The sequence below is a fragment of the Haladaptatus pallidirubidus genome, assembly GCF_020700235.1.
Classification (GTDB): Archaea; Halobacteriota; Halobacteria; order Halobacteriales; family Haladaptataceae; genus Haladaptatus; species Haladaptatus pallidirubidus.
Window position 1 is genome coordinate 192495 of the sequence record NZ_CP085301.1, and the last position, 17465, is coordinate 209959.

19 protein-coding genes are annotated in these 17465 nt (G+C 60.4%); 15 read left to right on the forward strand and 4 right to left on the reverse strand.

Translation table 11 applies throughout. From position 1 onward, the window contains the following. The first annotated feature begins 54 nt into the window (after positions 1-54). Positions 55-1614: an HAD-IIA family hydrolase gene (locus LIX15_RS01125; protein WP_227775676.1), complete on the forward strand. Its 1560-nt coding sequence runs from the start codon at positions 55-57 to the stop codon at positions 1612-1614. Further along, positions 1611-2396, forward strand: coding sequence for a sugar phosphate isomerase/epimerase family protein (locus tag LIX15_RS01130; RefSeq protein ID WP_227775677.1), 786 nt, complete (start codon positions 1611-1613; stop codon positions 2394-2396). The genes LIX15_RS01125 and LIX15_RS01130 overlap by 4 nt, the downstream gene beginning before the upstream one ends. 23 nt (positions 2397-2419) lie before the next feature. Here the strand turns inward: LIX15_RS01130 and LIX15_RS01135 are convergent, their stop codons facing one another. Beyond that, complete coding sequence (locus LIX15_RS01135; protein ID WP_227775678.1) at positions 2420-2599, reverse strand: hypothetical protein; 180 nt, start codon at positions 2597-2599, stop codon at positions 2420-2422. 54 nt (positions 2600-2653) lie between these two features. Here LIX15_RS01135 and LIX15_RS01140 point away from each other — a divergent pair, with 54 nt between their 5' ends. The 6 genes from LIX15_RS01140 to LIX15_RS01165 all read left to right on the forward strand — a co-directional run bounded on the left by LIX15_RS01140 (position 2654) and on the right by LIX15_RS01165 (position 9524). Next, complete coding sequence (locus tag LIX15_RS01140) at positions 2654-3610, forward strand: NADPH:quinone reductase (RefSeq protein ID WP_227775679.1); 957 nt, start codon at positions 2654-2656, stop codon at positions 3608-3610. Positions 3611-3788: 178 nt separating this feature from the next. Next, entirely contained in the window at positions 3789-4493 is a 705-nt protein-coding gene (locus tag LIX15_RS01145; RefSeq protein WP_227775680.1) for an SDR family oxidoreductase, read from the forward strand. A 212-nt stretch (positions 4494-4705) separates the two neighbouring features. Continuing rightward, complete coding sequence (locus tag LIX15_RS01150) at positions 4706-6016, forward strand: sodium-dependent transporter (protein ID WP_227775681.1); 1311 nt, start codon at positions 4706-4708, stop codon at positions 6014-6016. Between the two features lie 281 nt (positions 6017-6297). Beyond that, complete coding sequence (locus tag LIX15_RS01155; protein ID WP_227775682.1) at positions 6298-7620, forward strand: sodium-dependent transporter; 1323 nt, start codon at positions 6298-6300, stop codon at positions 7618-7620. Between the two features lie 115 nt (positions 7621-7735). Then, a complete protein-coding gene (locus tag LIX15_RS01160) occupies positions 7736-9280 on the forward strand; it encodes an acyl-CoA carboxylase subunit beta (RefSeq protein WP_345410675.1) in 1545 nt (514 codons plus the stop codon). Next, complete coding sequence (locus tag LIX15_RS01165; RefSeq protein WP_227775684.1) at positions 9261-9524, forward strand: DUF8022 family protein; 264 nt, start codon at positions 9261-9263, stop codon at positions 9522-9524. The genes LIX15_RS01160 and LIX15_RS01165 overlap by 20 nt, the downstream gene beginning before the upstream one ends. Before the next feature lie 15 nt (positions 9525-9539). On the opposite strand, the gene LIX15_RS01170 is transcribed toward LIX15_RS01165, so the two are convergent. After that, on the reverse strand, positions 9540-10361 hold the full coding sequence (locus tag LIX15_RS01170; protein WP_227775685.1) for a methyltransferase domain-containing protein: 822 nt from the start codon (positions 10359-10361) through the stop codon (positions 9540-9542). A 653-nt stretch (positions 10362-11014) separates the two neighbouring features. Between LIX15_RS01170 and LIX15_RS01175 the strand changes: the two genes are divergently transcribed. Then, positions 11015-11467, forward strand: coding sequence for a universal stress protein (locus LIX15_RS01175; RefSeq protein ID WP_227775686.1), 453 nt, complete (start codon positions 11015-11017; stop codon positions 11465-11467). Positions 11468-11566: 99 nt separating this feature from the next. After that, a complete protein-coding gene (gene aroA / locus LIX15_RS01180; protein WP_227775687.1) occupies positions 11567-12856 on the forward strand; it encodes a 3-phosphoshikimate 1-carboxyvinyltransferase in 1290 nt (429 codons plus the stop codon). 46 nt (positions 12857-12902) lie between these two features. On the opposite strand, the gene LIX15_RS01185 is transcribed toward aroA, so the two are convergent. After that, positions 12903-13310: an Ig-like domain-containing protein gene (locus LIX15_RS01185; protein WP_227775688.1), complete on the reverse strand. Its 408-nt coding sequence runs from the start codon at positions 13308-13310 to the stop codon at positions 12903-12905. 103 nt (positions 13311-13413) lie between these two features. On the opposite strand from LIX15_RS01185, the gene aroC reads away from it, so the two are divergent. The 5 genes from aroC to LIX15_RS01210 all read left to right on the forward strand — a co-directional run bounded on the left by aroC (position 13414) and on the right by LIX15_RS01210 (position 17224). After that, a complete protein-coding gene (aroC, locus tag LIX15_RS01190) occupies positions 13414-14604 on the forward strand; it encodes a chorismate synthase (protein ID WP_227775689.1) in 1191 nt (396 codons plus the stop codon). A 43-nt stretch (positions 14605-14647) separates the two neighbouring features. Continuing rightward, entirely contained in the window at positions 14648-14980 is a 333-nt protein-coding gene (locus LIX15_RS01195) for a HalOD1 output domain-containing protein (protein WP_227775690.1), read from the forward strand. 233 nt (positions 14981-15213) lie between these two features. Next, the gene (locus LIX15_RS01200) at positions 15214-15567 is read left to right on the forward strand and encodes a HalOD1 output domain-containing protein (protein WP_227775691.1); all 354 of its coding nucleotides are present in this window, start codon (positions 15214-15216) and stop codon (positions 15565-15567) included. A gap of 74 nt (positions 15568-15641) precedes the next feature. Next, a complete protein-coding gene (locus LIX15_RS01205; protein WP_227775692.1) occupies positions 15642-16562 on the forward strand; it encodes a DUF7504 family protein in 921 nt (306 codons plus the stop codon). A 32-nt stretch (positions 16563-16594) separates the two neighbouring features. Then, on the forward strand, positions 16595-17224 hold the full coding sequence (locus tag LIX15_RS01210) for a uracil-DNA glycosylase (RefSeq protein ID WP_227775693.1): 630 nt from the start codon (positions 16595-16597) through the stop codon (positions 17222-17224). Between the two features lie 28 nt (positions 17225-17252). On the opposite strand, the gene LIX15_RS01215 is transcribed toward LIX15_RS01210, so the two are convergent. Further along, on the reverse strand, positions 17253-17453 hold the full coding sequence (locus tag LIX15_RS01215) for a hypothetical protein (protein WP_227775694.1): 201 nt from the start codon (positions 17451-17453) through the stop codon (positions 17253-17255). Between the last annotated feature and the right edge of the window lie 12 nt (positions 17454-17465).

Genomic DNA, 17465 nt, shown 5'->3' on the forward strand with positions numbered 1-17465 from the left:
GCTAGCCCGTAACCTTATCACAAACAACGTCGCGGTATTGGGTCGGTGACTTTCATGAGGGGGGTAATTCTGTCAGCCGGGATTGGGTCTCGACTTCGACCGCTCACGCTTCACAAGCCGAAATGTTGTGTGACCGTCGATGGCGAACCGATTCTCGCACGACAGTTACGAGCGTACGACGATGCAGGGGTAACGAACGTTACGGTCATCGCGGGCTACCTCGCGGACGAGACGAAACGTATCTGTGAGCGAATCGATCGCCAGCGGCCGAATCTCGACATAACCGTCAGAACGAGCGAGGTGTTCGCCAACACGGACAACATGTATTCGCTGTCGCTCGCGGCAAAGGACGTTGCTGGAAAGGAGTTCGTCCTGAGCAACGGCGACGTCGTCTTCGACACCGGCCTACTGGAAACGGTAGTCGAATCCGACGCCGACAGCGCGGTCGCCTGCGACACGGAGCAGTTCAGCGAGGAAGCAATGAAGGTGTCGGTCGACGAAAACGACCGTCTCACGCATATCGACAAGGAAATTTCCGAAGCGGACGCCTACGGTTGTTCGACCGACGTGTACCGGTTTTCGGCCGACTTCTCGAGGATGCTGTTTGAGGAAATTACGAAAACTATCGAGCGCGAAAACGAGTACTGCGAGTGGACCGAACTGGCGATCGACACCATCGTCAGAAACAAAAACCACGACCTGTCGGTCGCGGACGTGAGTCAGTATCGGTGGGTCGAAATAGACGACTTTACCGACTTGGAATCCGCAGACTTGCTGTTCAGTTCGCTCTCCTCGCTCGAATCGAAAGAAGCGATTTTCTTCGACCTCGACGGAACCGTCTATCTGGACGATGAACTCGTGGACGATGCGAAAGCGCGCCTCGAAACGCTGCAGGAGTCCGGGGTGGACGTGTACTTTCTCACCAACAACTCCTCGCGGTGGAAAGACGACTACGTAGAAAAACTGAACTCACTGGGTGTGGAGTGTGACATGAATTCTCTCTTGCTTTCGACCGACGGCGTCATCCAATTCTTAGCGGATACGGACGACGAGGTGTTCGTCCTCGGCACGACGGCGATGCGAGACGCCCTCGCCGACCACGGAATCGAAACTGACTCCGACGACCCCGACCACGTCGTCGTCGGCTTCGATACGGAACTCACCTACAAGAAGACCCGCGAGGCAACCCTCGCCATTCGAAACGGAGCGACGTTCCTCCTCGCGCACCCCGACGCGGTGTGCCCGACTGCGGAGGGAATGGTTCCCGACTGCGGTTCTATCGGTGCGCTCGTGGAGCGCGCGACGGACAGGAAACCTGACCGAATCTTCGGCAAGCCCAACGCCGAGATGATTCAGCACGTCCTCGATGCGAACGGCTACGCGCCCGAGGACGTGGTCGTCGTCGGCGACCGACTGGAAACCGACGTGCAGTTGGCTGAAAACGTCGGTTGTGAATCCGTCTGCGTGCTGACCGGGGATGCGACTCGTGCCGACGTCGAACAGAGCGACATCGACCCGACGCTCGTCGCGCCGAGCATCGAAGTTCTCGACCAGTTTATCTCCGTCTCGTCCGAAGCAAGCGCACAGCGGGTTATCGACGAGGGAGCGTCGTGAGCGGCGTTCGGACGGGATTCGTAACCCAAACGCACACCGGCGACGTGTCGTGGCAGGAGGCAATGGAGGAGGGGTCGAATCTCGGCTTCGATTTCGTCGAACTCTACATGGACGGCGCGACGGAACGGACGAAACTCGACCCAGAAGCGGTTCGGTCGCTGGCGGGCACAGAAGGACTCGATTTGCTCGTCCACTTGCCGTTCGTGGACGTAGAAATAGGGTCCCCTCGGGAGCGCATCCGCGAGGCATCGCGCGAGGAGCAGAAGGCGTGCATCGAAACCGCCGGGGAGATGGCCGCGGAAAAGGCGGTTCTACACGCGAGCACCCACGCGACTCCCCCGGAGTGGACGAGGGAAGACGTGGAACCGCACCTGCTGTCGGCGATACGAGAACTCGATTCGTTCGGCGAGGAAAGCGGCGTGGAAATCTGTGTCGAAAACCTGCCCGGAATCCTGTTTACGGTGCACGATTTCGACCGGATTTTCGCGAAGACGGACGCCGCCATGACGTTCGACACGGGTCACGCGCGCGTAGACGGAATGAACGCGGAAGACATGAAATCGTTTCTGACCGACCACGGCGACCGGATTTCGCACATCCACGTCAACGACGCCCGCGGGCCCGCGGACGAACACGTCCCGACCGGTTCCGGCACGCTGGATTTGGAGACGGCGCTGTCGCCGGTTCGAAACGGTTGGTCGGGAACTGTCTCCGTCGAGGTGTACTCCTTCGACTTCGACTACCTCGAACTGAGCAAGCGGAAGTTGGACGACGCCCTCTGAAGCGAAACGGAAAAGAGTCGGAATCAGTCGTCGTAAAATCGAACCAGTCGGCACTCAGGACAGCGATAGCTGTTCAGGTACTCGACGCTGAGGCCGAGCGAATTCAGAACGCCGCCCGACGGCTTGATTTGAATTCGTTCATCACCGAACGTCTGGTGTTCGACAGCTTCCATCGCAACATCACAGTCCGGACACGTTGGCATATTCGAACCATGCTATCCCGCGGACTTATTTTCTCACCTTGCGTGGATTCGCCCATGCGCGCAGTCCGATACCACGAACACGGCGGGCCAGAGGTACTCCGAATGAACGATATCGACCGACCGGAACCGGACGACGACGAACTGCTGGTGGACGTTCGCGCCGCCGCGATAAACCCCGTTGACACCTACTTCCGCGAAGGGTCGTACCCGCCGGGCGACCTCCCGTGGATTCCGGGGTCGGATTTCGCGGGCGTGGTCGAAGCGGTCGGAACCAAAGTCGAGGAATTTTCCGCGGGTGACAGGGTGTTCGGAACCGGTCTCGGAAACGATCGACCGGGAACCTGCGCGGAGTTTCTCACGACGCCCCTCGACACGGTCGCACCCCTCCCCGACGGCGTCGGGTTCGACGAATGTGCGGCGGTCGCCCTCGTCGGCGTGACCGCGTGGCGCGCGCTCATCGACCACGCCGGACTGGAACCCGGCGAAACCTGCCTCGTCCACGGCGGAAGCGGCGGCGTCGGCCACATCGCGGTGCAGTTGGCCGGAGCGACCGGCGCGCGGGTGACGACGACCGCGAGCGAGGAGTACCACGACCGTCTCGAAGCCCTCGGCGCGCGAACCGTCCTCGATTACTCCCGCGATGACCTCGCGGACGCGGTACGCGAAGTTGGCGAACCGGACGTGATCCTCGACCACCGACTAGACGACTACCTCCAGTTCGACGCGGACGTGGCGAACGTCGGCGCGCGCGTGGTCGGAATCGGCAACGAAAGTAATTCGGCGGGGTTCGAAAACGTTTCCGGCGCGCGCTCGAAGGAACTCTCCATCACGTTGATGAGCATGTTCAACACGCCGGATATTTCTGCGGTGTTGGAGCGTCTGGGGCGACTCGTTGCGGACGGCGAAATCGTTCCGGAAATTGCGAGTGTGTACTCGCTGGACGAGGTCGATTCCGCGCAGGAGGACGTGGTCGGTGACAGTTTCCTCGGAAAACTGGTTGTAGAACTGTAGACGAGAGGCAGCATATTCTACGATTTTGGGATTCAGTGGTTGGTGCGACGAGCTTTCGAAGCGGTTTCAGCAATCACTAGCGACACGACCCCACCACTCCGATTACAACGTCGGAAAGCTCGAATACGAGTTCCGTTCCACATCCGATTTTAAGACGTTCGAAACCGTCGTTCAAGCCATGAACGTTGAATTCGACTTCGCGGACGACGTAGCTCTCGTCACGGGTGCAAGCGGGGCGCTCGGAAGCGCGGTCTGCGCCACCTTCGCCGACGTAGGTGCGACGGTGTGCGCGACCGACGTGGTCGAACCGGACGAGGACGCGCTCCCGAACGGCGACCGAATCCAGTTTTACCAGGCCGATTTCACGGACGAATCCGAAGTCGAATCGGTACTTGACGACATCGTCGCCGACCACGGCGGAATCGACTACCTGGCCAACATCGCGGGGACGTGGAAGGGCGGGTCGCCGGTCGAAGACACCGACGCCGACACGTTCGACCTGCTGTTCGACGTGAACCTGAAGACGGCGTTCCTCGCGTCGAAACACGCCCTGCCGCATCTCCGAGATCGCGAGGGTGCAATCGTCAGCGTCAGCGCGCGCTCGTCGCTCGAAGGCGGGGAGGGCGACGCACTGTACCGCGCGTCAAAGGCGGGCGTCCGCCTACTCACGGAGTCGATAGCCGAGGAGAACGCGGGTGTCGTCCGCGCCAATTCCGTCATGCCGAGCGTCATCGACACGCCCGCGAATCGAGAGATGATGCCCGACGCGAACCACGACAAATGGGTTTCCCCGGCAGACATCGCCGAGGTCATTTGCGTCCTCTGTAGCGACGCGACGACCGTGACCAGCGGAGCCGCAGTTCCAGTCTACGGAGAAGCGTAATTTCGCTCAAACGTGACAAATTTCTAATTGTTGTTACGGATATATTCACCCGTGTCGAGGATCGTTATCGAGTGGCACGACGCGCTATTTCCGGCAGAGATTGCCTGTAACGGTTTTTTCTATATTATAATGGTATTCTATATTTGATAACGTATCTGATTAATACACACCGGACTGTTTATAACTGATAATTAAGAATGCCACGTACAAGCATGACACAAAGAGAAACGTGGACATCCCGAGTAGGGTTTATTTTGGCTGCTGTGGGTAGCGCAGTTGGACTTGGAAACATCTGGCGATTTCCGTACATGTCGGCGGAAAACGGCGGAGCCGCTTTCCTCGTCGTCTACTTGATTGCCGCGGCCCTCATTGGACTTCCCGCGATCCTCGCGGAGTTCGTCGTTGGTCGTGAAACGAAGAAAAACGTCGTGGACGCGTTCCGTAACCTCGGCGGGCCTGCGGCCGCCCTTATCGGCGTCCTCGGCCTGTTCACCGGATTTTGGCTGCTGTCGTACTACAGCGTCGTCGGCGGCTGGGTCATTCAGTACATGACCGGCAGCCTGACCGGCGCGTACTTCGGCGGCCCTGAGGCATATTTCGGCCAAATTTCGGAAGGGACGGGAACGATACTGTTCCACGCCATCTTCATGGTCGTCACCATCGGCATCGTCGCCGCGGGCGTCGAGAAAGGTATCGAAGTCGGCACCAAAATCATGGTTCCCTCCATCGCCATCCTGATGATAGGGATGGCCGCGTGGGCGTTCACCCTCGACGGTGCCGGAGCGGGATACGAGTACTTCCTCAGTCCCGACTTCAGCGTCATCGCGGAGAACTACCAGTCGATTATTCCGGACGCGGTCGGACAGGCGTTGTTCTCGCTCTCACTCGGTATGGGTGCGATGGTAACCTACGCCTCCTATCTCGACGGCGACGACAACCTGCTCAGCGACGGTATCAGCATCACCGTCCTGAACACCTTCGTCGGCGTGCTCGCCGGATTCGTCGTGTTCCCGCTCCTGTTCGCACAGAACATCGACCCCGGTGATGCTGGTGCGGGCGCGGTTTTCGTCACCCTCGCACAGGCGTTCGCCGAACTCCCTGCGGGCAGAATCATCGGCTTCGTGTTCTTCCTCGTCCTGCTCATCGCGGCGCTCTCGTCGGCTATCAGCCTCCTCGAAGTCGTCGTGTCGTACTTCGTGGACAACTTCGATGTGAGCCGCCCAATTCTCACCGTCGGCATCGGAACCGTCGTGTTCCTCCTCGGCGTCCCATCGGCGCTGAGCATCGACACGTTCACGATGTTCGACATGATTGCGAACAACATCCTGCTCCCGCTCGGCGTCGTGCTGACCATCCTCTTCGTCGGGTGGATATACGGCGGCGGTGCGGTCGCCGAACTCCGACGCGGCCTCGGCAGTACCAGCGGTTTCGGCCCGGTTTGGCTCTGGCATATCCGAACCGTCGTGTTCCTCGCCGTCCTCGGCACGCTCGCGTTGAGCATCATGACGTTCATGAGCGCCTGACTGCGCTCGTGTACGCGTGACGACGGTCGTACCGAACGCCGGAATCGCATCAATCCGTTTTGTTTTTCACCCGACGCGGCGCGTCGCTCGCCGCCTTCGAACCATTACACCGTTCTTAAGCAAAGGACGGTTCCGATAACGGTTCATAACCAAATCGGCCTATTTCGCCTCGAATCTGTTTTAAAAACCTGCGCTTTACGGCTCATCGACTGTGATTATAGCATTTTGACCGTTTTTAATCTCGAAACCCTCATAAGTCCGCGGAAGACGAGTGCATAGCAATGGCACGTGAATCGTGGGCAAGTCGAGTGGGGTTCATCCTCGCGGCGGTCGGAAGCGCCGTCGGACTCGGAAACGTCTGGCGCTTCCCGTGGATGACCGCCGAATACGGCGGTAGCGCCTTCCTCGCCGTCTATCTGTGTATCGTCCTGCTGGTCGGTGTCCCCGGCCTGCTCGCGGAGTTCGTCATCGGACGCCGCTCGAAACGAAATCCGGCGGGCGCGCTCGCCCGCCTCGCTCCCGGCACGAAATCGTGGGGCTACGTCGGCCTGTTCGGGGTGATAACCGCTCTCGTCCTGCTGTCCTTTTACAGCGTCGTCGGGGGGTGGATTCTCCGCTACTTCGCAGGAAGTTTCACCGGGTCGTACTTCGCCGAGCCGAGCGCGTACTTCGGCCGGATTAGCTTCGGTGCGGAGGCCGCGGCGTTCCAAGTCGTGTTCCTCGCGCTGACCGCCCTCGTCGTCCTCGGCGGCGTCCGCGGCGGCATCGAGAAGGCGACGAAAGTGATGATGCCGATAATCGCCGTCCTACTCGCAGTGCTGGCAGGGTGGGCGGTCACCCAACCCGGCGCGGGCATGGGACTGTCGTTCTACCTCAATTTCGATCCGACGCCGATTCAAAACGACCCGATCGGGATGCTCCGCGCCGCCGCCGGGCAGGCGCTGTTCACCCTCTCGCTCGGCGTCGGGACGATGATAACCTACGCCTCCTACCTCGGCGAGGACAACAGTCTCGCGTTCGACGGGAGCGTCATCTCCGTGCTCAACACCGGCGTTGGCGTGCTGGCCGGACTCGTCGTCTTCCCGCTCCTGTTCGCTTTTCAGGGCGGTCTAACGGAAGTCACAGCGGGCGGTGAATCCGGCGCGATTTTCATGGGCGTCGCCGGAGCGTTCCGCGAGATGCCTTACGGGGAAGTCATCGCGGTCGGATTTTTCGGGGCGATTTTGTTCGCCGCGCTGTCCAGTTCCATCAGCATGCTCGAAATCCCCGTCGCGTACCTCGTGGACGAACAGGGCGTTTCGCGGCGGAGTGCAACGGTCGGCCTCACCGGACTGGTGCTCGTTACTGGCGCAATCTGCGCGTTCAACCCCGGTATCTTCGATTTCGTCGCAAGCACGCTCGTTGACCTGATGCTCACGGCAGGCCTTGCCGGATTCCTCGTCTTCACCGGTTGGGTACTCGGGAAGGACGCGCTCTCGGAGTACGATTCCGGCGCGGGCAGAGTCGCCCGCGCCCTCGGAACGCCGTGGCTGTGGAGCGTTCGGACGATATTGCCGCTGTTTTTGCTCGTCACCCTCGCGGTGAACCTCTACGCGCTGTTGTAGGCCGCGAGAAACCGGAGCGATTCGCTCCGGTTTCTCGGCGTAGTACGGAAACCTTTTGCGCCCAGTCGTACTGCAAACGCGCAATGACAATGCGTCCGGGTGTTCGGCGATGACGATGGACGAGCGAATCGACGAACTGCGCGAAAAGCGCAGTGAGGCCGAGAAAGGCGGCGGAGAGGACCGAATCGAAAAACAGCACGAGAAGGGGAAGATGACGGCGCGCGAGCGCATCGACTACTTCCTCGACGACGACACCTTCAACGAGTTCGACCAACTGCGAACCCACCGGAGCCACAACTTCGGCATGGAGGAGAAGCAAATCGCGGGTGACGGCGTCGTCACCGGCTACGGCGAAGTCAACGGCAGGAAGGTGTTCGTCTTCGCCCACGACTTCACCGTCTTCGGCGGGAGTCTGGGCGAGGTGTTCGCCGAGAAGGTGACCAAGGTGATGGACAAGGCGATGGAAGTCGGCGCGCCCATCATCGGCCTGAACGACTCCGCCGGGGCGCGGATTCAGGAAGGTGTTGCGTCACTCGCGGGCTACGCGGACATCTTCCACCGCAATCAGCAGGCTTCCGGCGTCATTCCGCAGATTTCCGCGATTATGGGCCCCTGCGCTGGCGGGGCGGTGTACTCGCCAGCCATCACTGACTTCATTTTCATGGTGAAGGACACGAGCCACATGTTCATCACCGGTCCGGACGTCATCGAGACGGTCACGGGCGAGGAGGTCACCTTCGAGGAACTCGGCGGCGCGACCGCCCACACCGCAGAAAGCGGCGTTGCTCATTTCGCGGAGAACAGCGAGGAGGAGGCGCTGGACGACATTCGGCGGTTGCTTTCCTACCTCCCGCAGAACAACGTCGAAGACCCGCCGCGCGTCGAACCGTGGGACGACCCCGAGCGCAGGGACGACAAACTCGAATCGGTCGTCCCCGACCAGCCGCGGAAACCCTACGACATCACGAAGGTCATCGACGGCGTCGTGGACGAGGATTCGTTCTTCGAGGTGCAGGAAGGCTACGCGAAGAACATCGTCGTCGGGTTCGCTCGACTCGACGGACGCTCTATCGGCATCGTGGCCAACCAACCGCGCGTCAACGCGGGAACGCTCGACATCGAATCGTCGGAGAAGGGATCGCGGTTCGTCCGCTTTTGTGACTCGTTCAACATCCCCATTCTGACGTTCGTGGACGTACCCGGGTTCATGCCCGGCACCGACCAAGAACACGGCGGCATCATCCGACACGGGGCGAAACTGCTGTACGCCTTCTCGGAGGCCACCGTGCCGCTCATGACGGTCATCACCCGGAAAGCCTACGGCGGGGCCTACGACGTGATGTCCTCGAAGCACATCGGCACGGACGTGAACTACGCGTGGCCGACTGCCGAAATCGCGGTGATGGGGCCACAGGGCGCAGTGAACGTCCTCTACAGTTCCGAACTCGCCGAGGCCGACGACCCCGAGGCGCGCCGGGACGAACTCATCGACGAGTACCGCGAGCAGTTCGCTAACCCCTACACCGCCGCCGATAGGGGCTTCGTGGACGACGTTATCGAACCGAAGGACACCCGCCCGCGACTCATCGACGACCTCGAAATGCTGATGAGCAAGCGAACCGCACAACCCGAAAAGAAACATGGCAACATCCCGCTCTGAGGACGTGAACCTCTCGATTCCCCCGAACGCCTCCGAGGAGGAGGCCGCCGCAATAGCCGCCGCAATCGACGCCCACCTCCAAGCGCAGCAGGTCGCGGCGGAAGCGGACGAGGAACCGGATTGGGACGGCCAGCGCTGGCAGTTCGCCGGGAAGGTGTCGCAGTTGCAGAACCGAGATGTTCGCGTGCCGCGCGATGCGCCGACTGATGCGTGGTCGGCGGCGGGGCGGACGACGCGATTCTGAGTCGAGCCGTTTTGGTTAGTTTCGACAGACCGCCAGAATGTGCTCCGAGAAGTCCACGACGGTTCTGTCCTCGCGGAGCATTCGAACCACTTCCCGCACGCTTTCGACGGCTTCCTCGTCCGCCTCCTCCAGTTCGGTTTTCATGCGGTTTGCGACGCCTTCCAAACCGACCAACTGCTCAACTTCGAATCCTGCCGACTCCAACTCGGATTCGAATTCGTCCGCGCGGAAGAAGTGGCATTCCGCCCAGCCCTCACCGTCACTGTACTCCTCGACGCGCGCTTCGGTGTACTTGCCGTCCTCGGCGATGGGTGCGAGCAAACGGTGGGAGGCGTCGAGGGTGAACTTCAGAATGTCCCGAATCGCGGCGAATCGACCGATGACGGAGACGAAGACGGGACTGTCGGTGGATGCGACCCGCCGAAGTTCGGCCATGGCCGTCGCTCGCTCGGCGTCGTCCACGACGTGCGAGAGCGGGCCGCCGAGACAGCAGACCGCGTCGAAACGGTCGGCTTCGAATCGCAGGTCGCGCACGTCGCCCTGTTCAGCCGATATTTGGGCTTCGAGGCCGCGCTTGTCTGCGTTTTCGCGGGCGAGTTCGACCTGTTTCGCGCTCACGTCAACGAGCGTTACGTCGTAGCCGCGCTCCGCGAGCCAGCAGGCGTATCGCCCCGCCGCACCGCCCACGTCGAGGACGTGGCCCGATTCGGGGAGGTGGGTTTCGAGGTAGTCGGTCGTGTTCTCGAACTCCATGCGGGTGACCGGGTCGCGGTCTAACCGCTCCCACTCGTTCTCGCCGAACTCGTCGTAGTACGCTCGGGGTTCCATGTCGGACATGGTCAGGCCCTCGCAAATTTTGTTCGAATGTCTGTACGTCGCGTGAATGTGAATTGATGCATGTGTGCTGTCTCGAAGTCGTTCGAAGACGGTGCGCGGCGCGCCGGGGTTCGCCCCGACCGTCGCCGGAAGACCGGCCTAGTTCCGAGGTTCCACCCGACGAAAAGCAGTTGCTGGTGCGGGATTTCCGCCAGCGGGGGGTAGAGCAGTGTGCGTCACTATCGAACCGTTTTCGTGAAAGTACAAAAGTGTTTGTGGTAGAATAATTCGCGCGACGTGAATCCGAGTCGGCAACGGCTGATGATTTCTCGATTATTTTAATCATTCTTGCGTCTCTGGTCGGCTCACGTCGCTGGCTATCGCTGATTCCAGATACCGCAACGCAGAGAGACCGGTTCGTTTGGCCGAGCTGACACTGCCGATTCCAATGAAACCAGTTGTACGCGATTCAAACGAGGGTAGTTCGTCGGTGGCAAGTCACGACTCCGATGAAACCGCCGCCGCACCGCCGCAGATCTTGGCAGTACAGAGCGACAATAAAGAGAACAGAACTGGCACGAATACACCTGCGACAAATCTCGAACCACCTACACGAAATTCTCCACAGTGTAGCCGAAATTCACATTTTGCTACAACTCCTACACCGTGTGACCATGGGGGGATACGTAGTCGCAATCGACGGGTCGCAAGAAAGTATAGACGCGCTCCGGTACGCCATCGGTCTCGCACAGGATACTGGAGCGACCATCACGGCGATTCACATCGTCGTGCCGAGCCAACAGTTCACCGCGGGCGACACCGCGCCGACAAGTTTCGCGGAGGCCGAGCGCGACGTTCTGTTGTCGAACATCGAAGATGCTGAAACGCGCGGGCAGGAACTGTTGGACGAGGCGTCGGCGGTCGCGGAGAGCGAAGGGGCGGAAATCGAAACCGGACTGCTGTACGGCGAACCGGTCGAGCGAATCACAGAGTACGCCGAGGAGAACGATTTCGAGGCCATCTTCGTCGGTCACCGGGGAACGTCGGAACGCTACGAAGGGCTGTTCGGAAGCACGGCGAAGAACGTCGCGGGGCGGGCGACAGTTCCGGTGACGATTGTGCGCTGACGGTTTCATCGACCATCGACCTTCGTCCACAATCAGCGACAGGCGGCGATATTGACGGGAGGCGGTATTCTATTACCCCTCCGTGACGACGACTCGCACATGAACGTCGAACTCTCTCAGTCGTCGCTCTCGGGAACGGCGCGGGCACCGTCGTCGAAGAGCTACACCCATCGAGCGATTCTCGCCGCTGGATATTCGGGCGGCGCGCTGGTGTACGATCCGCTCGTCAGCGCCGACACGAAAGCGACCATGCGGGCCGTCGAGGCCTTCGGCGGCGACGTAACCGACACCGGGGAGGTCCTCGAAATCGGCGGCTTCGACGGGAAACCACAGACTCCGGCGGATGTCATCGACTGCGCGAACAGCGGGACGACCATGCGATTGGTGTCAGGTACGACCGCTCTAGTGGACGGCATTACGGTTCTCACCGGCGATTCGTCGCTTCGCTCGCGTCCTCAGGGGCCGATGCTGTCGGCCGTTGAACAACTCGACGGCCGGGCCGAGAGCAGTCGCGGAAACGGCAAAGCCCCGCTCGTGATGAAGGGGCCGGTGTCGGGCGGGACGGTGTCGATTCCGGGCGACGTTTCGTCCCAGTACATATCGGCCTTGCTGATGGCGGGCGCGCTGACGGAGGACGGTATCAACGTCGAACTCGAAACCGAACTCAAATCGGCCCCCTACGTGGACATTACGCTCGAACTGCTGGCCGACTTCGGCGTCGAAGCCGAGAAGGACGGACGAAGCTTCCGTGTTCCGGGCGGACAGTTCTACGAACCGAGCGACGGCGAGTACCACGTCCCCGGCGATTTCTCGTCAATCTCCTACCTGCTGGCCGCGGGCGCAGTCGCAGCGAAGGAAGACGAAGATGTTCGAATTAGGGGCGCGTATCCGAGCGCGCAGGGTGACACGCTCATCGTGGACGTGTTAGAGCGGATGGGCGCGGACGTGAACTGGAATCGGAACGACGGCGTCCTCACGGTTCGGCGCTCCTCCCTGTCGGGCGTCGAAGTCGATGTGGGCGACACGCCCGACCTGCTCCCGACCGTCGCCGTCCTCGGCGCAGTCGCCGACGGCGAGACGAAGATAGTCAACTGCGAACACGTCCGTTACAAGGAAACAGACCGCGTGGCCGTGATGGCGAGCGAACTCAGTAAACTCGGCGCCGTTGTCGAGGAGGAAGAAGACGAACTCACGATTCGCGGCGAGGAATCCGATTTGACGGGTGCGGTCGTGGAGGGCTACGGCGACCATCGAATCGTCATGTCGCTCACCGTCGCCGGACTCGTCGCCGACGGAACCACGACGGTTGCGGACGCGGAACACGTCGATGTCTCCTTCCCGAACTTCTTCGAGGTGCTGTACGACCTTGGCGCGGAAGTCGAGCGATAGCGACGGTCGAAATCGGAAACGAGCGTGAGTCGAGCGAGTTGTATCGCTAACTGGTCGTCCTGTATATTTTATCAGATTTTTGGCATGTGGCAGTGATACCGATCCCGTCCATTCCGACATCGACAAGAATCGTGTTCGTCTCACAGCCCCACATATCCCACTCTGCGACGCGCCACATGCCGTTGTCCACCTCGACTCGTACCTCGTACCGCCCTGCTTTTAGCACATTTCGACGGGTACCGACCCATCCGGGCCAGAGGGAAAACTCCGACTCGTAGGCCTCGTCGGAGTCCAACCCGTGAACCGTGACGGTGATGGCGCGTCTGCTGTCGAAGTAATTGCGAACGCGGAGGCTAACTGGATTCGCGGGCGGGCCGTCGGAGCGGAGGAATCCAACACAGCCCGAGAGACCACCTGCGAGACCAAGCAGGGCGGCGAAACGACGCCGTTTCATCGCGTTTTCCTTCACTGCCGGGGTATAAATTTTCTTTTACGATGGGCGGCGAAACGTACCGCCTCCTGCAACATCTAAATGGCCTGCACGCAGAACAGGGTGTATGAACGGAAACCGGTTCGGACGCCTGTTTCAGGTCACGACTTACGGCGAAAGCCACGGCGAGGCGATGGGCGTCACCATCAGCGGCTGTCCGGCGGGACTCGAACTCACGGAGGAGAACGTACAGCGCGACTTAGACCGACGGAAACCGGGCCAGTCGATGATAACGACCAGTCGAGGAGAACCCGACGAAGTCACCATCAACAGCGGCGTGCAGGACGGCTACACCACCGGAACGCCAATCGGGATGGTCATCCAAAACAAGGACGCCCAGTCGGGCAAGTACGAGCCGTTTATCACCGCACCGCGACCGAGCCACGGCGATTTTACCTACTCCGCGAAGTTCGGGACACGAAACTGGGGCGGCGGCGGTCGGTCGTCCGCGCGCGAGACGGTCAACTGGGTGGCTGGCGGAGCCATCGCAAAGAAAATCCTCGCCGAGCACGGCGTCGAACTGAAAGCCCACGTCAACCAAATCGGCGACCTTCGGGCGGACGACGTGACGTTCGAGGACATCAAACAACACAGCGAGAAAAACGAGGTTCGATGTGCCGACCCGGACACTGCCGAGGAGATGCGCGAGCTGATAGACGAGTATCAGAAGGAGGGTGACTCCATCGGCGGGTCGATTTACTTCGAGGCGCGCGGCGTCCCGCGCGGACTCGGCGCGCCGCGCTTCGATTCCGTCGAAGCCAGACTCGGACAGGCGATGATGGCGGTTCCGGCCAGCACCGCGTTCGAGTTCGGACTCGGTAAGGAGGCCCGCGAATGGGCCGGACACGACAGAAACGACGAGTGGGAGTTCGCATCCGAGTCGAACGACGATTCGGATGCAAGCGGCGACGAGCCGCGAGCGGGCGACCCGAAACCGACTTCGAACCGCCACGGCGGACTACAGGGCGGTATCACCACCGGAGAGCCGATTTACGGCGAAGTGACGCTGCACGCGCCGACTTCGATTCCGAAGACCCAAACCACAGTGGACTGGGAGACTGGAGAGGAAAAAGATGTTCAAGTCGTCGGGCGACACGACCCGGTTCTCCCGCCGCGCGGCGTGCCAGTTGTGGAGGCTATGCTGGCGCTAACTCTCGTTGACTTCATGCTTCTCGGCGGGCGAATCAATCCCGATAGGATGGACGACCAACCCGGCGAATACGACACGGCGTACCACCCGACTCGGCCCGAGACGTAATTTTATTGCTCTTCGTCGCGTTCCACAGGATAGTACCCCGACCATGCACTCCGACGGGGGGGCAGACGCGAGTGAGCCGACGGTCGTAGCGGATGATCCACGCGCATATCACGCGTATCACGATTCACGGGATACGCACTCGCTCAGCGAAACCGTCATCGAAGCGATTGCGACCATCCGGAACCGAGACCCGACCGACGACCCGATTCCGTTGGCGAATATCATCGACCCCGATGCACTCGATTCGCTGTTCGCCAACACGCATCGCGGGTCGGAACGAAGCGCGGGGCACGTCGTGTTCTCGCTCTCCGGACTGGTAGTGTTCGTCCACGCCAACGACCACATCTTCATCCGCGAGCAATCGGCGGACGCCTAAGCGTTGACCTTCGAAAGTACGACCTGACCGATTCGATTATAAGAAATTTATCATTTTCATCGTCGTCGGAACACTTCGGCGTGAACCGCTTAGAACACGTAAACTCATCCTACGAGCGTGATATGCAGGAGTTTCGCGGGAGGACTCCATTTTCGATTCCGGTAGGTCGCCCCACCAACTATTAAAGTACCGGCGCAAATTTTTTACGCTCTCCTTTCGAATATATAAATCTGATGAGTGGGGTGAATGCGGGCCTCGACGGAAGCGACGCGAAACCAACGCCCGTTGCGAACGAAACCGGTTTTCACGTCTATCACGACGCGACGACCGATTGGGAGCTTAGCGAAACTCTGCTCAGTGCAATCGCCATAATACGGAACACCGACCCGACGAAGTCGCCGATTCCGTTGACCGATTCCGTTGACCCGGACGCGCTCGATGCCCTCTTCGCGGACACGTACGATGGTCGAGAGCGAAACCGGGGACACGTCGTATTCACCATTTCCGGATTCGAAGTGTTCGCACACGCTAACGGCCACGTCTTCCTTCGCGAGCGAACCGGAATCGACGAATTTGACCGACGCTGACCACGGTACGAAACTACCCTCAAAAGAGAACGTTCCAGCATGATTTCATTCGACCTATCAATAAGTGAGCGACCATGACCGAACCGACATCGGATTTCGGGCTGAACCGTCGTATTCTCGTTTCCGTTCCGACGCTCCAAGCAGATACCTGCGAGGATAGACTCCAACTTCTCGACGACGAAACGGAGTCCGTCGTCGCGGTAATGTACGACCGCTCGGCGGACGAGTTTCTCCAGTCGTGGCGGAATCAAATCGGAACGGTTCCGAACGATGCCCAAATCGTCGATATCGAACAGCCGATACGCTCGATGGCGACTGAATCGACGAACGAGACGAGCGGAAACGGTGATACTGTCGTCCAAACCGTCCAACGACCCGACGACCTCCGTGAGATAGAAACCGCCATCAAAGCGGCGCTGGAATCCGCGACCGGCAAAACGACGCTCGTTTTTGATTCGCTCACGTCGTTACTAGAGCACGTCCCGCTCGTCGATATCGTTCCGTTTTTTCGCAACGTCGCCGACCACCTCACCGATTGTGACGCGACCGGCTATTTCTATCTCGAACGTCGTTCCCACGACCACTCGACGATTGCGACATTCCACGCAATGACCGATGCGACGGTCGAACTCGCCGCCGACGGAACCGAGTGGACGGTACAACAGCAGGGGAACGACGCCCCGGACACCCCCTCGATCGACGCGTTGTTTGACGTCCTCCGGTCGAGACGGCGACGCGAGGTACTTCGGTATCTGCTTTCGAACCGTGGCCCGGTAGACGTAACGGAACTGGCCACGGCGGTCGCCGACTTCGAGGAAAACGACTCCGCGCCGATAGGGAATCAAGACCGTAGATACCACACGACGCTGTATCAACTTCATCTATCGAAACTGGACGACGCAGGTCTCATCGACCACGATGCGTCGAACCATCGGGTCTCGATACGTGAGGTGACCGACCGGGTCGCGCCGTTCCTCGCCATCGCCAAGGAGTAGCCCCTTTTACCGTCGCGCCACAACGAGATCGCATGGACGCGAACCAGGAAACGCGCTCGAACCCGTTCAATATGGACGAGGCCTGTACCAACTGCGATTTGTGCGAAACCCGCGACACCGTCGTTCACGGGTACGGGGACGTGGGTGCCGAGTTCCTTTTCGTCGGCGAGATGCCGAGCGAGGGGGCGGACAAGACCGGAATTCCGTTTACCGGAGATTCGGCGGGAGAACGATTCCAGGACATCCTCGGGCGATTGGGTTTGAGCGAGTCCGCTCCGGACGAAACCGAACCCGAAATCGAGAACGCATTTTTGACGTATCTGACGCGATGCCGTCATCCGGAGCGTGGCCCCGACGACGGCGAAATAATGGCCTGCGAGCCGTATTTGAACGCCGAAATACGGATGATTAACCCGGAAATTCTCGTCCCTGTCGGGGAACGCGCGCTCGAAGAAATCGCCACGGAGTACACGACGACGCGCGCGAGCGAACTCGACATTGCGGACGACCACGGGAAGACGATTCGCGGGCGGGGATTCGAACTCGTACCGATGATTCACCCCGAAGAACAGACCAACGAGCAAACCGAGGCGTTCGTGAAGGCGTTCGCCGAGCTGATGGGAACCGACTATCGGCAGACGAAGGGTCGACAGGGTCGATAGCGGTTCGAGTGTCGGCTTTCTTTTTCGGCTACCAGTACGGGTTCTGTCGCCACCGCTTCGATTTCGCACCGAGGACGGACAGTCCGATGACGAACGCGACGCAGAGGACGAAGGTGGCGATGGCCGCGACATCGGAAAAGACGGTCGTCACGAGCAGTGCGAGTGCGCCCAGCACGAGCACCGCGAGGACGGCGACGCCGAGCAAAGCGAGCGGCTTCGTTCGTTTCATGGGAACAGTGAG

Coding starts and splice junctions, on each gene's coding strand:
- LIX15_RS01125 (WP_227775676.1), top strand. CDS start 55: ATGAGGGGGGTAATTCTGTCAGCCGGGATTGGGTCTCGACTTCGACCG.
- LIX15_RS01135 (WP_227775678.1), bottom strand. CDS start 2,599: ATGCCAACGTGTCCGGACTGTGATGTTGCGATGGAAGCTGTCGAACAC.
- LIX15_RS01140 (WP_227775679.1), top strand. CDS start 2,654: ATGCGCGCAGTCCGATACCACGAACACGGCGGGCCAGAGGTACTCCGA.
- LIX15_RS01145 (WP_227775680.1), top strand. CDS start 3,789: ATGAACGTTGAATTCGACTTCGCGGACGACGTAGCTCTCGTCACGGGT.
- LIX15_RS01150 (WP_227775681.1), top strand. CDS start 4,706: ATGACACAAAGAGAAACGTGGACATCCCGAGTAGGGTTTATTTTGGCT.
- LIX15_RS01155 (WP_227775682.1), top strand. CDS start 6,298: ATGGCACGTGAATCGTGGGCAAGTCGAGTGGGGTTCATCCTCGCGGCG.
- LIX15_RS01160 (WP_345410675.1), top strand. CDS start 7,736: ATGGACGAGCGAATCGACGAACTGCGCGAAAAGCGCAGTGAGGCCGAG.
- LIX15_RS01165 (WP_227775684.1), top strand. CDS start 9,261: ATGGCAACATCCCGCTCTGAGGACGTGAACCTCTCGATTCCCCCGAAC.
- LIX15_RS01170 (WP_227775685.1), bottom strand. CDS start 10,361: ATGTCCGACATGGAACCCCGAGCGTACTACGACGAGTTCGGCGAGAAC.
- LIX15_RS01175 (WP_227775686.1), top strand. CDS start 11,015: ATGGGGGGATACGTAGTCGCAATCGACGGGTCGCAAGAAAGTATAGAC.
- aroA (WP_227775687.1), top strand. CDS start 11,567: ATGAACGTCGAACTCTCTCAGTCGTCGCTCTCGGGAACGGCGCGGGCA.
- LIX15_RS01185 (WP_227775688.1), bottom strand. CDS start 13,310: ATGAAACGGCGTCGTTTCGCCGCCCTGCTTGGTCTCGCAGGTGGTCTC.
- aroC (WP_227775689.1), top strand. CDS start 13,414: ATGAACGGAAACCGGTTCGGACGCCTGTTTCAGGTCACGACTTACGGC.
- LIX15_RS01195 (WP_227775690.1), top strand. CDS start 14,648: ATGCACTCCGACGGGGGGGCAGACGCGAGTGAGCCGACGGTCGTAGCG.
- LIX15_RS01200 (WP_227775691.1), top strand. CDS start 15,214: ATGAGTGGGGTGAATGCGGGCCTCGACGGAAGCGACGCGAAACCAACG.
- LIX15_RS01205 (WP_227775692.1), top strand. CDS start 15,642: ATGACCGAACCGACATCGGATTTCGGGCTGAACCGTCGTATTCTCGTT.
- LIX15_RS01210 (WP_227775693.1), top strand. CDS start 16,595: ATGGACGCGAACCAGGAAACGCGCTCGAACCCGTTCAATATGGACGAG.
- LIX15_RS01215 (WP_227775694.1), bottom strand. CDS start 17,453: ATGAAACGAACGAAGCCGCTCGCTTTGCTCGGCGTCGCCGTCCTCGCG.